Origin of the sequence: Paenibacillus puldeungensis, from assembly GCF_042678945.1 — a bacterium.
GTDB lineage: Bacteria > Bacillota > Bacilli > Paenibacillales > Paenibacillaceae > Fontibacillus > Fontibacillus puldeungensis.
Window position 1 is genome coordinate 1 of record NZ_JBHTLM010000011.1, and the last position, 21,130, is coordinate 21,130.

The window sequence follows — 21,130 nt, forward strand, 5'->3', positions numbered from 1 at the left end:
GTAACCTCCACCTCATCTCGATATTGTTTAACCCATTTATACAATGAATACGGGGAGATTCCATGTTTTCGTGCAGTTAATGCTACATTCCCCCGGTCTAGTGCTTCCTCGACGACCTGTATTCTCAGCTCGTCAAACTTACTATGTTGCACTCTCATACGGACTACCTCCAGCTAATTTTTATTGTATATTGTTTAGCCTGAAAGTGTCCAAGGTGATTAGGGGGCTTTATAGATTTAGACGTTGTTTTGCTGAAGAAGGGCGATAATGTTGCACAAAATACAACAATCCCCCTCTTATTCCGCGGTAGGACCTGAGATTGCTGCACAATATACAACATTACTAGACTAGCTAAAAGCTTTCTGCAAGAAAGCTGTTTCGGAAGTATAAGCTCGGCTACCCTATCACATACAGTCATTTGTTCAACTTATATAGCGAGGGAGCTGCCTTCACGGTTTTATTGAAAAACCGGAGGCGGCTCTCTTTTTCTTATGTAGATTGCCATTACCGACGGCGCATTGCACTAACGCTTCCCTCTCTTAGCCTCCCGAAACGAGCTCGGCGTTTGGCCGGTCGCTTTTTTGAACAGCATGGAGAAATATTTGTCGTTGCCGTAGCCAACGCGGGCGGCGATTTCATGTACCGGGGCGTCGCTCTCGATGAGCAGGCGCTTGGCCTCCTCAATGCGGCGGGTGATCAGATACTTGAAGGGCGAGTCGCCCAGTTCTTTTTTGAACAGATGGGACAAATAGTGCTGGTTGACGTAAAGCGTGTCGGCGATCTCTTTGAGCGTGATGCTCTGCGTGTAGTTTTTATCGATAAATTGCTTGGTCCTTACGGTGATTTCATTAATATCTTTCAGAGAGTTAAAAGGATACTTCACATCGACGATCCGGTAAATGAGCGTGATGAGCGACATGAGCAGGTTATTGCTGAGCGTTTCGTAGCCGAGGATTTGCGAATCGCATTCCTGCAGCATTTCCGAGAGATAGCTTTCGACTTTATAGGCGTATTTCTCGCAAGGGATAACCGGTTCTACGTAAGCGGGGAGCAGTTGCCCGGGCGAAATGCCTTCAATATGCACGTTACCGACGCCGCAGTAAATGACTTTAAACGGCCCCGTATTCAGCGCTCGTTCCTCGTGGGGAACCCCAGAGTTATAGACAGCTACATCACCCTGCTGCAGGGGGTATACCTTCCCCCCGATGCGGAATTCTCCGGTTCCTTCAACAATATATATGATTTCGCAGAAATCATGGATTTGCGGTGGGGCATAGAAGGCACGTTCATCGATCACTTGACCGGCATAGAGCAGCTCCGGCGTCTTTTTGAAACGGAAGCGGTCGCTTTTGCTATGAGGAATTTCTATTTTTGGCACGGTGAATGAATCCTCTCCCCCACTTATTCGATACCTCCATTATATCCGAAGACCCGTCATGATGGAAAAAAGCAGGCTCTTCCGTCAAGTTCAATATATTGCGCTTTCCCGGTGAAAAATGGCAAAATAATAGGTTCTCGAACGAAGCCTTCGATCTTACAATGGGATTGAATGAAAAGATCAAGGAGGCAGAATATTCATGGTTGAAAACGATTTCAGATGGCGCAGCGGTTTCCCGAAAATTGGTATTCGCCCGACCATAGATGGCAGAAGAAGAGGCGTACGTGAATCTCTGGAAGAACAAACGATGAATTTGGCTAAATCCGTAGCCAGCTTTCTGTCTGAAGAGCTGCGTTACCCGAACGGGCAGCCGGTGGAATGTGTCATTGCCGATACGTGCATTGGCGGGGTTGCAGAAGCGGCGGCAGCTGCCAAAAAATTCAAACAAGCCGAGGTTGGTCTGACAATCACAGTAACCCCTTGCTGGTGCTACGGCACGGAAACGATGGATACCGATCCTTCGATTCCTAAGGCGGTGTGGGGCTTTAATGGTACGGGGCGTCCAGGTGCAGTATATTTGGCGGCCGTGCTGGCTGCTCATGCACAAAAGGGACTGCCGGCCTTTGGCATTTACGGGCAGGACGTACAGGATGAAGGAAATAATCAAATTCCGGATGATGTCAAAGAGAAGCTGCTGCGGTTCACGCGGAGCGGTCTTGCGGTAGCGATCATGCGCGATCAAGCCTATTTGTCCATGGGCTCCGTATCCATGGGGATCGCGGGTTCCATGGTAAACGATTCTTTCTTCCAAGAATACTTGGGCATGCGCAACGAATACATCGATATGAGCGAATTTACGCGCCGGATGGATGAAGGCATTTACGATCCTGAGGAGTATGAAAAGGCGCTGGTCTGGGTGAAAAAGAACTGCAAGGAAGGGCCGGACAACAATCCGCCGCACCTGCAAACGTCTCGTGAACGCAAGGATCAGGAGTGGGAGACGGTCGTGAAAATGACGCTCATCGCGCGTGACCTGATGATTGGCAACCCGCGGCTGGCCGAGCTTGGGTTTGAGGAGGAAGCTCAGGGCCATCATGCGATCGCCTCCGGCTTCCAAGGACAGCGGCAATGGACCGACCATGCTCCAAACGGCGATTTCATGGAAACGATGTTGAATTCCTCCTTTGATTGGAACGGAATCCGTTCTCCCTTTGTGGTAGCTACGGAAAATGACAGTCTGAACGGTGTCGGCATGCTGTTCGGCTATCTGCTCACGAACACAGCGCAAATTTTTGCCGATGTACGGACGTACTGGAGCCCGGCTTCCGTGGAACGGGTCACTGGTCATAAGTTGGAGGGCCCCGCAGCAAACGGCATTTTGCACTTGATCAATTCGGGGTCGGCTACGCTTGACGGCACCGGTGAGCAAACGAAAAACGGCGAACCGGCCATGAAGCCGTTCTGGGAAATCAATGAAGCAGAGGTCGATAAAATGCTTCAAGCGTCGCAGTGGCGTCCGGCTTCGGTCGAATATTTCCGCGGTGGCGGCTTCTCTACGGACTATCTGACTCGCGGCAATATGCCGATGACGATGATCCGGTTGAATTTGGTAAAGGGCCTCGGACCGGTATTGCAAATTGTGGAAGGCTACTCCGTGGATTTGCCGGAGGATGTGCACAATACGCTCGATCAGCGGACCGATCCAACGTGGCCATCGACCTGGTTTGCGCCGATCCTGACTGGCACGGGCGCATTTACGAGCGCCTACGATGTAATGGACAACTGGGGCGCCAACCACGGTGCGATCAGCTACGGCCATATCGGCGCCGATCTGATCACGCTGGCCTCGATCCTGCGGATTCCGGTTGCCATGCACAATGTGTCGAAGGAGAAAATTTTCCGCCCTCGCGCCTGGAGCATGTTCGGCACGGAGCATCCGGAGGGTGCGGATTTCCGGGCTTGTGAGAATTTTGGGCCGATGTATCGGTGACTCCGGTATTGCGTCCGGTGATCTGTTGTCCGTCGACTAACCGGATGGCTAACGCCATCGGTTGCGTACTCCCAAAGGATCCCCGGCCGCAAAACCATCGTCAAGCAGGTTGAAGAGCTGAGGGTAGAGCTTCGGAGGGTTAAGGCTGAAGGTGAGGCTACCGTGGCAAGTCCCCGGTGACTCCGGTATTGCGTCCGGTGATCTGTTGTCCGTCGGCTAACCGCATGGCTGACGCCATCGGTAGCGCACTTCCAAAGGATCCCCGGCCGCAAAACCATCGTCAAGCAGGTTGAAGAGCTGGGGGCAAGGCTTCGGAGGATAAAAACTGAAGGCGAAGCTCCGGGTGCATAAGGCTGAAGGCGAAGCGCTGGAGTTTTGAGGCCTCGCGTGCGCTAACCGAATGGCTAACGCCATCGCTTGCGCACGGCACAAGAACGAGGGTCTTTTTAACACAGAAAAAGGAGCGGAAGAGCTTATGGAAAATATGGTAACGCGGCGAGAGTTGTGTAAATATGGCCGAAAGATTGTGGAGAAAGGGCTGGTTGTGGGGCCGGGGGGGAATATTAGCGCCAAAGCGGGCGACAAAATGTACTTGTCGCCGAGTGGGTTTGCGCTGGAGGAAATCGAGCCTGAGCAGTGGGTGGAGGTCGATATTCCGACCGGCCAGATCACCGATAATGGGCTGCGGCCCTCGTCGGAGGTGCTGATGCATTTGTACGCATACCGGCAGAAGCCGGATATGGGGGCGATTGTTCATACGCATCCGTCGCAATGTATAGCGTTTACTTTAATAGGTCAGGATTTGCCGATCATGTTCCCGGACCAGGCAGCGCTTGTAGGTAAAACCGTCTACGTACCGTACATTATTCCGACTACGGATCTTTTGGCGAACGCCGTTGCGGCGAAGGTGAACGAAGCAAGCTCGATTTTACTGGGGAACCACGGTCTTGTGACGACAGGTCGCAATTTGCGTGAAGCCTATTATCGGACTCAGGTCGTTGAGGAAAGCGCCAAAATTTATTTGAGCGCCCGGGCGGCTGGAACTCCGGTTCCGCTGACCGATCAGGAAGTGGCGGACATCGCGGCGCTGGAGAGTGAGGATTATCGGATTCAACTGCTGAACAAAATGAAATGAGCGGACGGTGGCCTTCATGTCATTGGATAAAGCAACCCCCTGCGTTTTGGCTTTCGATTTAGGGGCTAGCAGCGGCCGGGCTTTTGTGGGTGAAATCGTCAAAGCTGACGGCGCTGGAGGGCCCAGTCAACTCAAAATTACGGAAATTCATCGTTTCTCGAACGATCCGGTTCGGATCGGCAGCCATTTGCATTGGGACACGTTGATGTTGTTTCAAGAAATTAAAAAAGGTATCCGCAAAGCATTCCAAGCCGGCTTCCGGCCGCAAAGCTGCGGTATAGACACGTGGGGCGTCGATTTCGGCTTGCTCGACCGGAACGGCGAGCTCATCGGCATCCCCTACCATTACCGGGATCACCAGACGGATGGATTGGTGGAGGAAGTATCTGCTAAGATCGGGCCGGAGCGGTTGTTCCGTGAGAGCGGCCTGCAATTTATGCCTTTCAACACGTTATTTCAGCTCTATGCCATGAAAAAAGCGACTTCTCCCATGCTGGACATCGCGGATACACTGCTGCTGACTCCGGATTTGTTGAGTTATTTTCTGACCGGGGAAAAGGTTTGCGAGTTTACGATGGCGACGACGACCCAGCTATACGATCCGGGCCGGGGAGCATGGAATTTGCCCTTGATGAAGGAACTGGGCTTGCCGCTCCACATTTTGCCGGAGCCGATTTACCCGGGAGCCGTAATTGGAGAGCTGACCGAGGACGTATGTGCAGAACTGGACGTGCCTCCCCTCAAGGTCGTAGCTGTAGCTTCGCACGATACGGAATCGGCTGCGGCGGCCGTACCGGCGGACTCGGATTCTTTTGCCTATCTGGTCAGCGGCACGTGGTCGCTGCTCGGCACGCAGATGGCGAAGCCGCTGCTTCATTCGACAGTTATGGAGCACCAGTTCTCGAATGAGGGCGGGGTGGATGGTACGTACCATTTGCTCAAAAACATTATGGGATTGTGGATTTTGCAGGAATGTAAGCGTAAGTGGGAGCAAAGCGGCAAGAGCTTATCCTTCGCTCAGCTGGTCAAGCTGGCCGGGGAGGCAGAGCCGCTGCGTTCCTTCATAGCGCCGGATGATTTACGCTTTATGAATCCACCGGATATGCCGGAGGAGATTCGCCGATACTGCGTAGAGACTGGCCAGCCTGTACCAGACACGGAAGGCCGTATCGTCCGCTGCATTCTCGAAAGCCTTGCACTGCGGTACCGGCAAGTGCTGGAGCAAGCCGAGGAGCTGATGGGCGCGCATTTTGCAAAGCTTCATATGGTGGGCGGCGGGATTCAAAACGAACTGCTATGCCAATTCACGGCGAACGCCTTGGGGCGTCCTGTCTGGGCCGGACCGGTGGAAGCGAGCACGATTGGAAATCTCCTGGTGCAATTCAGATCCGCCGGTATGATTCGGGATATGCAGGAAGGCATCGCCCTAGTGAAGACATCTTTTCCTCTGCAAGTCTTTGAGCCGGAGGAAAACGACAGTCAAGGACTGTGGGCTACGTCCTATGAACGCTTTTGTCGATTATAGTAAGTGACCATACCTAAGGTAACCTTTTAAGCAGTTTTTGATGAAATGAGACTTGCATTACTAATGATTAAGCTTGTACGATAGCAGGTAATTACCTGAAGTGTGGCTAGCTGCGCTTAACCTGATGGCTGGAGGTATGTTATGTTAAAAGGAATTTCCCCCCTTATTTCGCCGGATTTGCTGAAAATATTAGCGGAAATGGGGCACTCGGATGAAATCGTATTGGCAGATGCCAATTTTCCGGCTGCAAGTCATGCCAAGCGCCTCGTTCGCTGCGACGGGCATGGTATCCCTGAACTGTTGGAGGCGATTCTTCCGCTGTTTCCGCTTGATGTCTATGTAGACCATGCAGTCTCACTAATGGGGGTAACTCCAGGCGATGCGGTGGAGACGCCAATTTGGGAAAAATACCGGGCAATCGTAGGTCGCTATCATTCGGTCGAGGACGCATTTGAAGAGATTGAACGGTTTAATTTCTATGAAAGAGCGAAGCAGGCTTACGCGGTCGTATCGACGGGAGAGAAGGCGCTGTACGCGAATGTGATTCTTAAAAAAGGCGTCGTCATCCAAGGGTGCGATTAGGCCGCAAACCGGTGGGCACGGACAGTAATGCTCGCCCCTGCGGGTCATATCAATAAAAAACGAGCTCACCAGTAGCTTTCAAAGCGATGGCAGGCTCGTTTTTTATTTTCATAACCGCAGCTACTAAAAATAAATGTATTTGATACAGCTATTTGATCGCAATTTGGCGGGTGGGGAAAAGCAAATGCATAAAGTGCATCTAAATGGGCTGTAGAGACACGGGTTTGCAGCAGAGGGTACTTTTAAATGTACTAATTACAACTAAAACGGATAAGTTTTGAAAATATCCATCAAATAGATGTACTTAATACATTTAGATCCGGGCTGATCCTGAGCTACTCTAAGCTACCCTAATCCGATCCCACGATCTACGATATTCAATCGACGATCCTACGCACGTCTCAAATGACCTACGAGTGGACACCCTCTTCCACCTCAAGCATCTGGATGAAAGCCTGTAAAGCACTGGTGGTGAAGGAATTTTTGCGGATGATAACGACCGTTTGCCGGTAACGTATCGCTTCGGGGACCTCATGTACAAGCACGGCGCCCGCTTGCTCCTGCTTATGAATAACTACGCGCGGCAGCAGCGTAATGCCAAGTCCGGCCGACACACCTCCGATAATAGCCTCAAGCGTACCGAACTCCATGGTGTTAAGATGCGACACACCCTGGGAATGAAGCCACTGCTCCAACGTTTCGCGATAAGGACAGCCTTTGCTGTACACCAGGTTTGGCTTCGTGAGCGCCTCTTCAATCTCGGTAACCCATGGGGCAGAAACCAAGACGACTTCCTCGTTAAATGCAGGAATGGTTTGCAGGTCGGGGTGATTGCAGGGATTATTTATGAAGGCAACGTCCAATTCGTATTGGACAACTTTTTCTATTAATTTGTTGGAAAGATCGGTCGTAAGCGATAACGTCACCTTTGGATGCTGTTCATAGTATTTGCCAAGCAGGGTCGGAAGTCTAACCGCCGCTGTCGTTTGCGTAGAACCGATCAAGAGCGGACCGCTTGGTTCGCTGGAGGGGGTGAGCGCTTGGGCAGCTTCATCCAGCAAGCCGACGATTTTGTCCGCGTAGGTTAGCAGCATTTTGCCGCTGGAGGACAGCGTAATCCCTCGATGATGACGGTGAAAAAGCAGGGTGCCAAGCTCAGATTCCAGGTGCCGAATTCGTGCCGTCACGTTCGATTGGACGTAACCGAGCAGCAAAGCCGCCTTCGTGATGGAGCCCTCGCGGGCCACTGCTTGAAATATACGCAAATCTGCACTTTCCACTAACAATAACCTCCATTTTGCCCGTCTCCCAATCATATTGTTCGACAAGGCCATCCATTTCCTTCTACCATTTGATATCACAAAATGTGATATTTCATATCTCTACCAATCATTATACATATGAATAGCCTTTTACTACAATAAAGTCATGAAGGCTCATTAAGGAGACTCAAGGGAAACGCTGCAGGCAGCAGCATTTAGATCCAAATAATTATTAGTCTGGAGGGAAAATATATGGATTACAGCAACAAAGTAGTTTTAGTGACAGGCGGGGGAACGGGGATTGGGAGAGCGACCAGTCTTTTGCTCGCTGAGCGGGGGGCAACCGTGGCCGTAAACTACTCGCGGTCCAAAGCCGAGGCGGAGGAGACCGTCTCTCAAATCAATGAATCCGGCGGAAAGGCGATGGCGATCCGAGCCAATGTGTCTAAAGACAATGAAGTCAGGAAAATGGTAGAGGACATAGTCCAGAAGTTTGGGGTGATAGATTTCCTTGTCAACAACGCCAGCATTACACGCTACATTCCGATGAATGATCTGGATTCGGTAACAGAGGAGGTGTGGGATGAGCTTTTTGCGGTAAACGTCAAAGGGATGTTCAACTGTGCGCGTGCGGTTGTGCCCTACATGAAAGCCCGGAAACAAGGGGCCATCGTAAATGTAGGAAGCATTGCGGGACTGACGGGAAAAGGCTCATCGCTGCCTTACGCCGTCTCCAAAGCGGCTGTACATGGTCTTACCAAGTCGCTGGCTCACGCCCTGGCGCCGGAAATCAGAGTGTGCAGTGTGGCGCCAGGTGCCGTTAAGACTAGATGGTGGGAAGGAAAAGAAGAGCAGATGCACTCGTTAATTTCTCATCTCCCGCTAGGGCGCATATCGACAGCCGATGACATTGCTGAGCTGATCTGCGCAGTGCTTGTACAACCTTCTCTTACAGGACAAGTTATCACAGTGGACAACGGCCAGACGTTATAATTTTCCGATAGAAAATAGAGGGGCGCGAGCCTCAAAAGCTATGCCGCGAAAATAGCGGTAAAAAAGGGCCCTATTTAGGCCCTTGCAGTAAATTTTGCTTAGATAGGGGAATAAAATGGACCTATTTCTGGATTAGGCCAGCCAAAGGGACGTTTTCCGAGGGTTGATCTGGGAATAAGGCCATTAGATTCCTCTATTTCTTAAGTTTTTAGTCAAATGGCTAAAATAGGTCCCAATTTTACCCTTATAATAGTGTGGTTAAGTAAAAGTGATCTTCCTCAAGCTCTAATCCTCAATCACATCATACAGCACCCGGGCCAGCAGGTCCTGGCTGTAATTGCCAAAGTTCCTTCCGAAAATCGTAAGCCCGCGTTTATTGACCGACTCCTCGGTAACGGCCATCTTGAAGGTAAGTTCGCTTTTATAGTTGAGATTGATCTGATCCAGCGTCACGTCCGAAATTCGGCAGCCGTCGATGAAGCTACCCTCGTTGTTAATACGAATGAGCTTCAGCATGCCGTACTGATTTAAGTGTGGGGGCCACCAGTCCGGGTTGAACGTACCTCGCGCATCACCGAAATCCCCAGGACTCGTCCAGAAGCCGATTTCGACGCCGTTTAAATAGAAATAAATATCGGACGGGTAATTATCGAGAAAACCCGGGGCTTCCGAACCCAGCTCCATTGAAAATTGAATTTCTCGAAAGGTTTGATTCGGCTTTAAATAATTCGGAATGCGGTACTCCAAATATCCTTCGGCGAGCCAAATGATTTCCGCATCGATCCGCTGAGGATCAGCAAAGTAGCGAGGGTCATCAAAATCGCCGACAATGCTGTCCTTCGTAGCCAAACCGCAGGTGGGCGATGCTTGATAGTCACTGTAATGCCCGACCTGAATTTCTACTTCGTACAAGTTTTCAACTTCTTTACTACGCAGATCAATCATCAACTTATCTTTATTCAAAAAGCAAATCTTCTGAATGCCATGCTTGCCTACCGAGGTGTTAATCTCGATCAGCCCGCTTTCCTCTAGCTTCTTTACATGCATCGTGATGGCACCGTTGCTCAAGTTCAGCTTGTTGGCTAAATCGTTCAAGTTGAGTGCCTGGTTTTTGGCAAGCAATTCGAGGATTTGAATCCTGATCTCGGAACTTAAGGCTTTAAAGATGTCGATTCCACTCATCAAATCCTTAATGTAAATCATTTTAGGAACACCCTTCTTCCAAATATATAGTACTTCATTTAGTTTAAGTAATTATAAATCAACTATACTATTTTATAAAGCTAATTAATCATATTAGCGTATATTTTTTGCTGGAGAGACGAAAACTATCTATAAAAAATGATTTGAATTATAAAACACTGAAATAAACAGAGTCAAAATATGAGCTTTTGAAGTGATATTTCGATGATTTTTACCCAAATCAGCACAATTTTACAGTTTTATTTACAAAAACATAAAAAGGTTTAGTAAAATATATTTACAAGCAGACAATCATGTGTTAATTTATATTTGTAAGCGAATTCATTCATGTTCTATTAAATAAGTTTAAGTTTTATTGAAAATGGAAGGTGATGAACTTGTCGTCAATAACACTGCGAGCAAAGATGGTTGTGGATAAAGCGTTTAAGATTGCTGAGGTAGATAAACGAATATACGGCTCGTTTATAGAGCATCTTGGAAGAGCGGTGTATGGGGGGATTTATGAGCCTTCTCATCCCACTGCGGACAGCTTCGGATTTCGTAACGATGTGAAGCAACTGGTTAAAGAACTGGATGTACCGATTATCCGTTACCCGGGTGGCAATTTTGTATCCGGCTATAATTGGGAAGATGGAGTAGGTCCCGTAGAGTCGAGACCTAAACGTCTGGAACTAGCTTGGAGAACGGTGGAACCAAACTTCGTCGGAACAAATGAATTTTTTGAATGGGCTAAAGAAATTGATTCAGAAGTCATGATGGCAGTGAATCTTGGAACACGTGGTGTCGATGCCGCTAGAAATCTATTGGAATATTGCAACCACCCAAGTGGAAGCTATTGGAGCAATTTGAGACGGAGTCATGGATATGAGCAGCCGCATCGAATTAAGACCTGGTGCCTTGGCAACGAGATGGATGGTCCGTGGCAGATTGGGCAGAAGACGCCTCAGGAATACGGACGGCTAGCCTATGAAACCGCTAAAGCGATGCGCCTTGTAGATCCGAGTATTGAACTGGTTTCCTGCGGAAGCTCAAGTTCCTCGATGCCGACTTTCCCGGATTGGGAAGCCATAACGTTGGACCACACCTACGATGCAGTGGACTATGTTTCTCTACATCAATATTACGGCAATAAGGACAATGATACAGCGAATTATTTGGCAAGATCGATGGACATGGATCACTTTATTCGTACGGTTATATCTACCTGCGATTATGTGAAAGCTAAGAAGCGCAGCAAAAAGACGATGTATCTTAGCTTTGATGAATGGAACGTTTGGTATCACTCCAACAGTGCGGATGCCCAGATTGAGCCATGGAGCATTGCTCCACCGCAGCTGGAGGATATATATAACTTTGAAGATGCTCTGTTAGTGGGAAGCATGCTGATTACTCTACTCAAGCATGCTGACCGGGTGAAAATGGCCTGCATGGCCCAGCTAGTCAACGTGATAGCTCCGATCATGACTGAAAATGGAGGCCGGGCATGGAAACAGACGATTTTTTATCCATACCTGCATGTCTCTAAATTCGGAAGAGGGGTTTCCCTGCAGCCGATCGTCGATTCTCCGGTTTATGACGCTAAGGATTTCACGGATGTTCCTTATCTGGACAGTGCGGTTGTCTACAATGAAGCCGACGAGGAACTGACCATTTTCGCAGTCAATCGTCATCTGCAGGAAGCCCTGGATTTCGAATGCGACATCCGTAGCTTTGAGGGCTATCGCGTGACTGAGCACATTGTCATGGAGCACGAGGATTTGAAAGCGGTCAATACGGCTGATCAAGAAAATGTGAAACCCCATTCTAATGGAAGCGCAGCGTGCAGTAATGGCTTCATTAACGCCCGACTGTCCAAGGCTTCCTGGAATGTTATTACTTTGCGCAAGGTGTAATGACTTCGTTTGATGTAGTTTGGACTAAAGTCCGCGAACCAGGCGGTTGAGATATGACATCTAGATTAGCTAGTTCGATGGACTTTAGTTCTTTCTATATATTTTGACCATTTTTAGGAGGGGTTAGGGTGTTAAAGACAAAAAATTGGGTTACGCTTCTATCGATTGTCCTCTTGTTGTCTACCGTGCTTGCTGGTTGCGGTGGTAATAATGGAGGAGCCAAAAATGCCGGTAAAACAACGGAAGAGGGAGCATCAGGAGGAACTAAGGAATTAACCTTCATGTACCGTGGTGGTACGGATGAGCAGAAAGCCTATAGTGCCGTAGTTAAAAAGTTTGAAGAAGATCACCCTGGTGTTAAGGTCAAAATTGTGGTTACAGCGGCTGACCAATATGCAACAAAATTAAAAGCTGCAATTACAGGTAAAAAGCTGCCTGACGTATTCTACTTTGAATCTGGGGACTTGAAGGCGTATTACTACAACGATATTTTGATGAACCTGACGCCTTACATTGAGAAAAATAAAGATATCGATTTGAATAACATTTGGAAATATGGCGTGGACTTGTATCGTTATGACGGCAATATGGCGGGGCAAGGCGACATCTATGGTATGCCGAAAGACGTTGGACCGTTTGCGCTTGGATATAATAAGACTATGTTTGAAAAAGCGGGAATTCCACTTCCTGACAAGGACAAGCCTTACACTTGGCAAGAGTTCATTGATGTAGCGAAAAAATTGACCAAAGATACGAACGGGGACGGAAAAGCTGATCAATTCGGGACAGGCTTTAACGTAAACTGGGTGCTTCAATCCCTCGTTTGGAGTAACGGAGCGGATTGGCTTGATTCCTCAAAGCGGAAAGTAACGATCGACGATCCGAAGTTTGCGGAAGCCCTGCAATACTTTGCGGATATGCAAAATGTGTACAAGGTTACCCCTTCTGCAGAAGATGCGCAAACCTTGGATACTTATCAACGCTGGATGAAAGGTGAGTTGGCTTTCTTCCCGGTAGGTCCTTGGGATATGAGCACGTACGAGAAACTGCCGTTTGATTATGATTTGATGCCTTATCCTGCAGGTTCTACAGGTAAATCGGCAACATGGACCGGATCCCTCGGTATCGGTGTTTCCAGCAAAACGAAATATCCAGAGGAAGCGGTTGCCCTGGTTAACTACCTGACGGCTTCCAAAGAAGGCATGAAGATGCTTGTTGATGCAAAAGTTCAAATTCCTAACATGCTTGACATGGCGAAGGAATGGGCAGCAGATACTTCGACTAAACCGGCTAACAAACAGGAATTCCTTGATGTAGTAGGTGAGTACGGAAGAGTATTGCCAGGTCACTACACTTGGACTGCGGAATGGTATGATTTGTTCTTTACCGACATTCAACCTGTGCTTGACGGTAAAATCACGGCTGCTGACTACGTGAAACAGGAACAGCCGAAGATGCAGAAATTGCTGGACAAAGCTATCGAACAAGAAGAAAAAGCTAAAGCTAAAGGTAAGAAATAAGGTAGCATTGAAAGGTTGAACTAAAACCGGTGGAGATGATGTTAGTTGCCAATGTTGCTATAACAGAGGGACTAACATCATTTTCATTCTGGTAATTGAATGAGAGGTGACGAGCATGCAAGCTAAATCAAATCTGTATCGAAAAGAGAGAATATACGGATATTTATTCATTTTGCCACCGATTCTTGGCTTTCTTCTCTTTACATTGTTTCCTGTAGCCTATTCATTTTTCGGCTCATTGACCGATTGGGACGGCCTGGGAGAAATGGACTTTATCGGTTTAAGCAATTTTAAAGACCTGCTCACGGATGAGCTGTTTCATAAGGCGGCATTCAATACATTATTTATGATGATCGGCATTCCGATTGGTCTCGTCCTTGCTTTGCTGATCGCATTGGGGCTTAACCGGGGAATCCCCGGCACCACAACATTTCGCGTCATTTATTACGTTCCCGTTATTTCATCTTTGGCGGCAATCTCCATTATGTGGAGCTGGGCATTCAACGGCGATTATGGTCTGGTCAATCAATTCCTCGATCTGTTTGGAATCAAGGGGCCTAACTGGCTCATGAATACACACACGGTTAAGCCTGCACTCATTATGATGACCGTTTGGAAAGGGCTCGGATATACCATGCTGCTCTATTTGGCCGCACTGCAAAGCGTGCCGCGTTCCTATTATGAAGCGGCCGAGCTTGACGGTGCCAGCGGGTTCAAGTCATTCCGTCACATTACATGGCCTATGGTGAAGCCGGTTACTTTCTTCATTGTCGTAACGAACATTATCGGTGGATCGCAGATCTTTACAGAGATCAACATTATGACGAGCACAGGGGGCCCAGAATACTCCTCTGCATCCGTCGTGTTCTATATTTGGCAAAAGGCATTCGATAACTTCCAGATGGGGTACGCGTCTGCAATGGCCGTGGTTTTAGGCATATTCATATTTATCGTAACTTTGATCCAATTCAAAATGAACGAAAAGTCAAACTTCGATGTGTAATTGTTTAGGAAAGGAGAGAATATGAATATGTCACATTCGACGAGAATTAAGCTGAATAATACAATCATTTTCATCATTTTGGCCATCGGAGCTATTGCGATGATCGCACCGCTTCTATGGATGCTCTCGACGTCTATTAAGCAAAAAATCGATGTGTTCGCATTGCCTCCAGTATGGATACCAAAAGATCCTCAGTGGGGCAAGTATGCTGAAATTTGGACGGCGGGTCCGCTGCTTAACGGGATTAAAAATAGTGTCATCATCGCGCTTTCCGTTACGGTCGTAGGAACCCTTACATCCAGTTTGGCCGCCTTTTCGTTCGCCAAGCTGAAATTTCCGGGTAAGAACGTAATTTTCCTCTTGTTGCTAACGGCTTTGATGATTCCATATCCTGCGGTTATGATTCCACAATTTATCATGTTCTCGGAGCTTGGTTGGATTGATACGCTGCTTCCTCTTATTGTTCCGGGATTGTTCGGCAACATCGTAATGATCTTTTTCCTGCGTCAATATTTGATCAGCGTGCCGAATGAGGTTTTGGAGGCCGCGAAAATCGACGGCAGTTCTTACTTCCGATTGTTCTCAACGATTACGTTTCCGCTAATCAAGCCGGCCGTTGCCGCTCAGCTGATTTTATGGTTCATGGCGATTTGGAACGATTATTTGGCGCCGATTATTTATCTAACCTCTCCAGAGAAGCAAACGCTGCAGCTCGTTATTGCGAACTTTAACGCAACTTACGCGATTCAAACGGATTATCCGCTCATTATGGCCGCCTCCGTCATCGCGTTGCTGCCGGTTCTTACGATCTTCTTAGTGTTCCAGAAGCAGATCATCGAATCCGTTGCGATATCCGGGGTTAAAGGATAAACCAAACAGATCGGTTGTGAAAAATATGAAAAAACAGGTGGTGCTGCCGGGGATGTTATTGTTGCTAATGCTTGGAATGGGCGGATGCTCGGGAGATCGCACACCGGATCCCGTTTTTCCGGAGGCTCCCGAAACGACCGCGATGTATGATACTTCGGTGCTTCATAACGAAGCAAAGTGGACGATTAACAATGCTCATGATCCCGGGATTATCAAGACGGATCAGGGTTATTACATCTTCTCCACGGACGTCAAGGTTGGTGGAGATCCACGGCCGGGGGTTATGGTCCGGAAATCGGATGACTTGATCTCATGGAAATGGGTGGATTATGCTTTACCGGGCATCCCGGAGGAAGCCTTGAAATGGACGGGGGCTACCAATCTATGGGCGCCGGATGTCGTAAAACACGAAGACACTTACCGTATGTATTATTCGGCTTCAACCTTTGGCAGCAGACAGTCCATGATCGGGATGGCGACTTCGAAATCCATCGAAGGGCCATGGGTGGACCAAGGGGCCGTCATTAAAACGAAAAACGATGACCCGATTAACGCGATTGATCCGAACGTCATTGTCGATGCAGAGGGCAAGATGTGGATGGTCTATGGCTCTTTTTTCGGCGGGATTCATATTGTTGAACTGGACCCATCTACGGGAAAACCGAAAGAGCAAGGGTTCGGCCAGCTCATTGCGGCTCGCGACATGGCCACGGAGGATGGGGCGGTTGAGGGACCTTATATTGTGTACAATGAAAAGTTCAAAAAATACTACCTGTTCGTATCCTACGATTCGTTGTTTGAGGATTACAATGTGCGTGTTGCGAGATCGGACTCGATTACCGGCCCTTACGTTGATTTCAACGGGCGGGAAATGACGGACACCAAACACGAGCCGCAATATGAGGTCGGAAACAAAATTTTGGGCGGCTACAAGTTTGGCGAAGATGAGGGCTGGGTCGCTCCTGGGCACAATTCAGTTCTAAAAGACGGAGAAAACTACTATATTGTACATCATGCCAGAGGTGAAGCCGATAAAAACTGGTCTTACCTGCATGTGAGAAAAATCGTGTGGACCGAGGACGGATGGCCGGTAGTTTCGCCGGAACGTTATGCAGGAGAAAAACAGCAGGATATTCCGAAAAAGCTGCTGTCTGGAGAATGGGAGAGACTTGAGCACGATCCGTTTGTGGATGGGCAAGTGGAGTCTTCCAAGCTATCACTGCTTAGCGAGGGCAAGCTGGAGGGCAGTCGCGGCACCGGTACCTGGTCGTTTGACGGGAAGTACACCTTGACGTTGACCTGGGATGAACCGTCGGAAACCGGCGGCAAGGTGGAAAAAGTACAGCTGCTTCCTTCATGGGATTGGGAAAAAGGAGTACAGACCTTAGTCTTTACTGGTATGAGTGATAAAGGCATTGCCGTTTGGGGTAAGCAGATTTCTGCTGAAAGTAAATAAAGAAATTGTATAAGAATGGGGTGATTTGGTGGTTGCCATCAACCTAAATGTCAAGGAAACCAAGGGAACGATCAGCCGTCACTTGTACGGACAATTCGCAGAGCACCTGGGTAGATGTATTTATGAAGGACTATGGGTAGGCGTGGATTCTCCGATTCCGAACACGGACGGCATCCGTAACGACGTGCTCGAAGCGCTGAAAAAGCTGAACATCCCGGTGCTGCGCTGGCCGGGAGGATGCTTTGCTGACGAATATCATTGGAAGGACGGCATCGGCCCCAAGGAGTCACGCAAACGAATGGTTAATACACATTGGGGCGGTGTGGTTGAAAATAATCACTTTGGCACGCATGAATTTTTCCGCTTATGTGAGCTCCTGGATTGTGAGCCTTACATTTGTGGCAACGTGGGAAGCGGCACGGTTCAGGAGATGTCGGAGTGGGTTGAGTACATGACCTTTGACGGGGAGTCGCCGATGGCGGACTGGCGACGTGAGAACGGCAGAGAGCAGCCATGGGAACTTAAGTATTTCGGCGTTGGCAATGAAAACTGGGGCTGCGGCGGGAATATGCGTCCGGAATACTATGCCGATTTGTACCGCCGTTACCAGACATATGCTCGAAATTACCGGGACAATCATCTGTATAAAATCGCTGGCGGTGCGAATGTTGACGACTACAATTGGACGGAAGTATTGATGCGCGAAGCGGGCCGCTTTATGGATGGGCTCAGCCTGCATTCTTATACGATTCCCGGCAGCTGGGAGGAGAAGCGTCCAGCGCTTGGATTTGACGAAGCAGAATGGTTTGAAACGATGAAGAAATCGCTTCATATGGACGAACTGATTACCGGGCATTCTGCCATTATGGATAAATACGATCCGGAGAAACGGGTTGGATTGATCGTAGATGAATGGGGAACCTGGTTCCTTCCCGAACCGGGGACCAATCCCGGATTCCTGTATCAGCAAAATACACTACGAGATGCGCTTGTGGCGGGGATCCATTTGAATATTTTCCAAAATCACAGCAGCCGTGTGAAAATGGCTAACATTGCCCAAATGGTCAATGTGCTGCAGGCTATGATTTTAACCGAAGGCAGCAAGCTTGTACTGACACCAACTTACCATGTGTTCGATATGTACCAGGTCCATCAGGATGCGAAGCTTCTTGAAGTGGATTTTGAAAGCCCGACATACAGCTATGGAGATGAATCTATTCCTCAGATTAGTGTATCGGCCTCCATCAATGAGGTGGGAGTAATTCATATTTCAGCTTGCAATCTGCATCATGCCGAAGATGCTCCGGTTCATGTTTGCTTGAATGGTGTCGAGATAAGTGAAGTGGTGGGGACACTCTTAACCCATGCATCGCTAGGAGCCTATAACAGCTTTGAGCAACCTGAAACGGTTCACCCGATTGTCTTTGAAGGGGCCGTTCTTGAGGGTGGCAATTTGAGCTTTGTGCTTCCATCAGCGTCCGTAGCTGTTTTCGCGCTGAGATAGGAGTTCAGCGATGAAAGGCCAAGCTCAAGGCTGCAAAGGCTGTACGGAAAGCGTCAGGGTCACCCCGGAAAAATTGGAACGCCTCATAGAAATTGCTATTCAAGGTAGAGAGGTGGTTACAGAGGAGGAAGTTGAGCATCGGCTCCGCCAGTGCAGCAGCTGCTCCGGTTTACAGTACGGCACAACCTGCCAATACTGCGGTTGTCTTGTAGCCGTACGAGCTCAACTTCTCGCGTCGGAATGTCCCCATCCGTCTGCTTCCAGATGGGACAAAACATCGGCGAACCTATAAAATGACCAAGTTGCTTAAGGTACTGCTTAAGCCTAAAGTTTCTATCCTTTTAATACTGTATCAACGAACGACATCATTTGAATGAAGCCAAAAGGAGAAAATCATGGACAATAATCGAGAGTATGTAAACCCGATTGTGGAGCAGCGGGCTGACCCGTGGGTCTATAAGCATACAGATGGATTTTACTATTTTACTGCATCGGTTCCCTCATACGACCTTATCGAAGTTCGCAGAGCGGCTAAAATTCAGGGATTAGGTACGGCTGAGCCGGTAGTTGCTTGGCGTAAGTACGACTCTGGCCCGCTGAGTGCAAATATATGGGCGCCGGAAATTCACTTCATTCAAGGAAAATGGTATATTTACTTTGCTGCAGCCAGAACGACTGAAACGAAGGATGGATTGTTCGACCACCGTATGTATGTCCTTGAGAATAGCTCTGCCAACCCGCTTGAAGGAGTATGGGAGGAAAAGGGACAGATCCGCACACGCTGGGAATCGTTTGCCTTGGATGCCACAACGTTTGAGCATCGTGGACAATTGTACTACGTTTGGGCCCAAAAGGATCCTGCCATCAATGGAAACTCTAATCTTTACATTTCCAAGATGGAAAATCCTTGGACATTAACCGGGGAGCAAGTCATGATCTCCACCCCAGAGTACGATTGGGAGACGATCGGCTTTAAAGTAAATGAGGGAGCGGCTGTGTTGAAGCGGAATGGACGTATATTTATGAGCTATTCGGCTAGCGCAACTGACCACCATTACTGCATGGGCTTGCTTACGGCAGACGAGAATGCCGATTTGCTCGACCCACAATCCTGGGCGAAATCGCCTGTGCCTGTATTTCAAACTAATGAAGAAAACGGGCAATATGGACCCGGTCATAACAGCTTTACGGTGTCCGAGGACGGTCAAGATGTGTTGATTTACCACGCACGGAACTATAAAGAAATTGTCGGCGATCCGCTTTATGATCCGAACCGCCACACCCGAGCGCAATTGATTGAGTGGAACGAAGACGGTACGCCAAGCTTCGGAATCCCTGTGGAGGACGGAGTACGCTTGTAATTTTTTAGTGAAGCCACGGATACTCGCTCTAATTCCATTTGATATTATGAAAAAAAGGAGCATTATGCTGCAAAGCATATTGGCTCCTTTTTTCATATTTAAAAATATAAAATGGCTGTGGGAAAGCATCTTGTTACCCACGTAGTAATTGCATTTTGTACAGTTAATCCTTGGTATTATGACAGGCTTAGAAATGTAGTTGTAAAAAGTGCAGTTAAAAAGGGAAGAATCGTCTCTTCTGCCCGTTTAGCCCATTTTAGTTGCACGTTTTACAGTTAAAATTCAGAAATCCGTAATTTGCCGGAAAATAGATGCACAAAATGCACTTAGTGGTGTGAATTCAAGCACACCGCTACCGCAACTGGGGGGAGATGGGCAGTCGGATTCCTATTTAATCCTCCTGCACATCGTAAAGTACCCGGGCCAGAAGGTCCTGGCTGTAGTTGCCAAAGTTTTTACCGTAAATCGTTAGTCCGCGTTTGTTGGCGGACTTGTCGGTAACGGCAATTCTAAAGGTCAGCTCGCTCTTATAGTTCAGGTCAATCTGATTCAGTGTCACGTCCGAGATTCGGCAGCCGTCGATGAAGCTCCCCTCATTATTAATGCGAATGAGCTTCAACATGCCATATTGATTCAAATGCGGCGGCCACCAGTCCGGGTTAAACGTTCCGCGCGCGTCGCCGAAATCGCCGGGACTCGTCCAGAAGCCGATCTCGACGCCATTTAAATAGAAATAAATATCGGATGGGTAATTGTCGCAGAAGCCTGGGGCCTCCGAGCCTAACTCCATCGAAAACTGAATTTCTCTAAAAGATTGGTTCGGTTTCAAATAGTTTGGAATGCGATACTCCAAGTAACCGTCTGCAAGCCAAATGATTTCTGCATCGATTCGCTGTGGATCGGCAAAGTAGCGAGGATCATCAAAATCCCCGACGATACTGTCCTTAGTTGCTAAACCGCACGTAGGCGCAACCTGATAATCGCTGTAATGCCCGACCTGAATCTCTACCTCGTACAAATTTTCTACATCTTTACTGCGTAAATCTACCATTAACGTGTCCTTATTGAGATAGCAGATCTTCTGGATGCCGTGTTTGCCTACCGAGGTGTTAATCTCGATTAACCCGCTTTCCTCCAGCTTTTTAATATGCATCGTAATGGCGCCATTGCTTAAATTAAGTTTGGTAGCCAAATCGTTCAAGTTGAGTGCCTGATTTTTCGCGAGCAATTCGAGGATTTGAATTCTGATCTCAGAACTTAAGGCTTTAAAGATGTCGATCCCGCTCATCAAATCCTTAATGTATATCATGGATTGAATACCTTCTTCCAATAGGAATTATGAATATTTTTTATTTTATATTATTATAAACTAACCAAACGGGTTGATAAAGAATTAAATCATAATTTGTAAAAAAATATGAAGAGGAAATGTATACTTAAAAACATACAACCTCTT

The 21,130-nt window shown here is 48.1% G+C and carries 18 protein-coding genes; 13 read left to right on the top strand and 5 right to left on the bottom strand.

What is annotated here, in order from left to right:
* The coding region (locus ACFQ3W_RS15305) for a transposase (RefSeq protein ID WP_379320245.1) at positions 1–158 on the bottom strand (158 nt) is incomplete at its 3' end.
* A 365-nt stretch (positions 159–523) separates the two neighbouring features.
* Positions 524–1,378: an AraC family transcriptional regulator gene (locus ACFQ3W_RS15310; RefSeq protein WP_379320114.1), complete on the bottom strand. Its 855-nt coding sequence runs from the start codon at positions 1,376–1,378 to the stop codon at positions 524–526.
* Positions 1,379–1,577: 199 nt separating this feature from the next.
* Between ACFQ3W_RS15310 and ACFQ3W_RS15315 the strand changes: the two genes are divergently transcribed.
* From ACFQ3W_RS15315 to fucU, 4 genes are all read left to right on the top strand, one after another.
* Positions 1,578–3,368 carry an L-fucose isomerase gene (locus tag ACFQ3W_RS15315; RefSeq protein ID WP_379320115.1) on the top strand — a complete coding sequence of 597 codons (1,791 nt, stop codon included), beginning with the start codon at positions 1,578–1,580 and terminating at the stop codon, positions 3,366–3,368.
* Positions 3,369–3,843: 475 nt separating this feature from the next.
* On the top strand, positions 3,844–4,503 hold the full coding sequence (locus ACFQ3W_RS15320) for a class II aldolase/adducin family protein (protein WP_379320246.1): 660 nt from the start codon (positions 3,844–3,846) through the stop codon (positions 4,501–4,503).
* 16 nt (positions 4,504–4,519) lie between these two features.
* Positions 4,520–6,028: a rhamnulokinase gene (locus ACFQ3W_RS15325; protein ID WP_379320116.1), complete on the top strand. Its 1,509-nt coding sequence runs from the start codon at positions 4,520–4,522 to the stop codon at positions 6,026–6,028.
* 141 nt (positions 6,029–6,169) lie between these two features.
* Positions 6,170–6,610: an L-fucose mutarotase gene (gene fucU, locus ACFQ3W_RS15330; protein ID WP_379320117.1), complete on the top strand. Its 441-nt coding sequence runs from the start codon at positions 6,170–6,172 to the stop codon at positions 6,608–6,610.
* A gap of 410 nt (positions 6,611–7,020) precedes the next feature.
* Here fucU and ACFQ3W_RS15335 read toward each other — a convergent pair whose 3' ends face one another.
* Entirely contained in the window at positions 7,021–7,890 is an 870-nt protein-coding gene (locus ACFQ3W_RS15335) for a LysR family transcriptional regulator (RefSeq protein WP_379320118.1), read from the bottom strand.
* 234 nt (positions 7,891–8,124) lie between these two features.
* Between ACFQ3W_RS15335 and ACFQ3W_RS15340 the strand changes: the two genes are divergently transcribed.
* Positions 8,125–8,865 carry an SDR family NAD(P)-dependent oxidoreductase gene (locus ACFQ3W_RS15340; protein WP_379320119.1) on the top strand — a complete coding sequence of 247 codons (741 nt, stop codon included), beginning with the start codon at positions 8,125–8,127 and terminating at the stop codon, positions 8,863–8,865.
* 285 nt (positions 8,866–9,150) lie between these two features.
* Here the strand turns inward: ACFQ3W_RS15340 and ACFQ3W_RS15345 are convergent, their stop codons facing one another.
* Positions 9,151–10,068: an ArsR/SmtB family transcription factor gene (locus tag ACFQ3W_RS15345; protein WP_379320120.1), complete on the bottom strand. Its 918-nt coding sequence runs from the start codon at positions 10,066–10,068 to the stop codon at positions 9,151–9,153.
* Positions 10,069–10,439: 371 nt separating this feature from the next.
* Here ACFQ3W_RS15345 and arfA point away from each other — a divergent pair, with 371 nt between their 5' ends.
* The 8 genes from arfA to ACFQ3W_RS15385 all read left to right on the top strand — a co-directional run bounded on the left by arfA (position 10,440) and on the right by ACFQ3W_RS15385 (position 19,674).
* Entirely contained in the window at positions 10,440–11,960 is a 1,521-nt protein-coding gene (gene arfA / locus ACFQ3W_RS15350) for an arabinosylfuranosidase ArfA (RefSeq protein WP_379320121.1), read from the top strand.
* Positions 11,961–12,088: 128 nt separating this feature from the next.
* The gene (locus ACFQ3W_RS15355) at positions 12,089–13,480 is read left to right on the top strand and encodes an ABC transporter substrate-binding protein (protein ID WP_379320122.1); all 1,392 of its coding nucleotides are present in this window, start codon (positions 12,089–12,091) and stop codon (positions 13,478–13,480) included.
* A 115-nt stretch (positions 13,481–13,595) separates the two neighbouring features.
* Positions 13,596–14,483 carry a carbohydrate ABC transporter permease gene (locus tag ACFQ3W_RS15360; RefSeq protein ID WP_379320123.1) on the top strand — a complete coding sequence of 296 codons (888 nt, stop codon included), beginning with the start codon at positions 13,596–13,598 and terminating at the stop codon, positions 14,481–14,483.
* 27 nt (positions 14,484–14,510) lie between these two features.
* Positions 14,511–15,353, top strand: coding sequence for a carbohydrate ABC transporter permease (locus ACFQ3W_RS15365; RefSeq protein WP_379320124.1), 843 nt, complete (start codon positions 14,511–14,513; stop codon positions 15,351–15,353).
* A 52-nt stretch (positions 15,354–15,405) separates the two neighbouring features.
* Complete coding sequence (locus ACFQ3W_RS15370; RefSeq protein ID WP_379320247.1) at positions 15,406–16,809, top strand: arabinan endo-1,5-alpha-L-arabinosidase; 1,404 nt, start codon at positions 15,406–15,408, stop codon at positions 16,807–16,809.
* Between the two features lie 25 nt (positions 16,810–16,834).
* Entirely contained in the window at positions 16,835–18,313 is a 1,479-nt protein-coding gene (locus ACFQ3W_RS15375) for an alpha-N-arabinofuranosidase (RefSeq protein ID WP_379320125.1), read from the top strand.
* A 10-nt stretch (positions 18,314–18,323) separates the two neighbouring features.
* Positions 18,324–18,605 (top strand): DUF6171 family protein, encoded by a 282-nt coding sequence (locus ACFQ3W_RS15380; RefSeq protein WP_379320126.1) that lies wholly within the window; start codon positions 18,324–18,326, stop codon positions 18,603–18,605.
* Positions 18,606–18,708: 103 nt separating this feature from the next.
* On the top strand, positions 18,709–19,674 hold the full coding sequence (locus ACFQ3W_RS15385; protein WP_379320127.1) for a glycoside hydrolase family 43 protein: 966 nt from the start codon (positions 18,709–18,711) through the stop codon (positions 19,672–19,674).
* Positions 19,675–20,065: 391 nt separating this feature from the next.
* Here the strand turns inward: ACFQ3W_RS15385 and ACFQ3W_RS15390 are convergent, their stop codons facing one another.
* Entirely contained in the window at positions 20,066–20,983 is a 918-nt protein-coding gene (locus tag ACFQ3W_RS15390) for an ArsR/SmtB family transcription factor (protein WP_379320128.1), read from the bottom strand.
* Between the last annotated feature and the right edge of the window lie 147 nt (positions 20,984–21,130).

Excerpts from the sequence above, each read along its gene's own strand:
- ACFQ3W_RS15315 (WP_379320115.1), top strand. The coding sequence starts at position 1,578 with ATGGTTGAAAACGATTTCAGATGGCGCAGCGGTTTCCCGAAAATTGGT.
- ACFQ3W_RS15320 (WP_379320246.1), top strand. The coding sequence starts at position 3,844 with ATGGAAAATATGGTAACGCGGCGAGAGTTGTGTAAATATGGCCGAAAG.
- ACFQ3W_RS15325 (WP_379320116.1), top strand. The coding sequence starts at position 4,520 with ATGTCATTGGATAAAGCAACCCCCTGCGTTTTGGCTTTCGATTTAGGG.
- fucU (WP_379320117.1), top strand. The coding sequence starts at position 6,170 with ATGTTAAAAGGAATTTCCCCCCTTATTTCGCCGGATTTGCTGAAAATA.
- ACFQ3W_RS15340 (WP_379320119.1), top strand. The coding sequence starts at position 8,125 with ATGGATTACAGCAACAAAGTAGTTTTAGTGACAGGCGGGGGAACGGGG.
- ACFQ3W_RS15345 (WP_379320120.1), bottom strand. The coding sequence starts at position 10,068 with ATGATTTACATTAAGGATTTGATGAGTGGAATCGACATCTTTAAAGCC.
- arfA (WP_379320121.1), top strand. The coding sequence starts at position 10,440 with ATGAACTTGTCGTCAATAACACTGCGAGCAAAGATGGTTGTGGATAAA.
- ACFQ3W_RS15360 (WP_379320123.1), top strand. The coding sequence starts at position 13,596 with ATGCAAGCTAAATCAAATCTGTATCGAAAAGAGAGAATATACGGATAT.
- ACFQ3W_RS15365 (WP_379320124.1), top strand. The coding sequence starts at position 14,511 with ATGTCACATTCGACGAGAATTAAGCTGAATAATACAATCATTTTCATC.
- ACFQ3W_RS15370 (WP_379320247.1), top strand. The coding sequence starts at position 15,406 with ATGTTATTGTTGCTAATGCTTGGAATGGGCGGATGCTCGGGAGATCGC.
- ACFQ3W_RS15380 (WP_379320126.1), top strand. The coding sequence starts at position 18,324 with ATGAAAGGCCAAGCTCAAGGCTGCAAAGGCTGTACGGAAAGCGTCAGG.
- ACFQ3W_RS15385 (WP_379320127.1), top strand. The coding sequence starts at position 18,709 with ATGGACAATAATCGAGAGTATGTAAACCCGATTGTGGAGCAGCGGGCT.
- ACFQ3W_RS15390 (WP_379320128.1), bottom strand. The coding sequence starts at position 20,983 with ATGATATACATTAAGGATTTGATGAGCGGGATCGACATCTTTAAAGCC.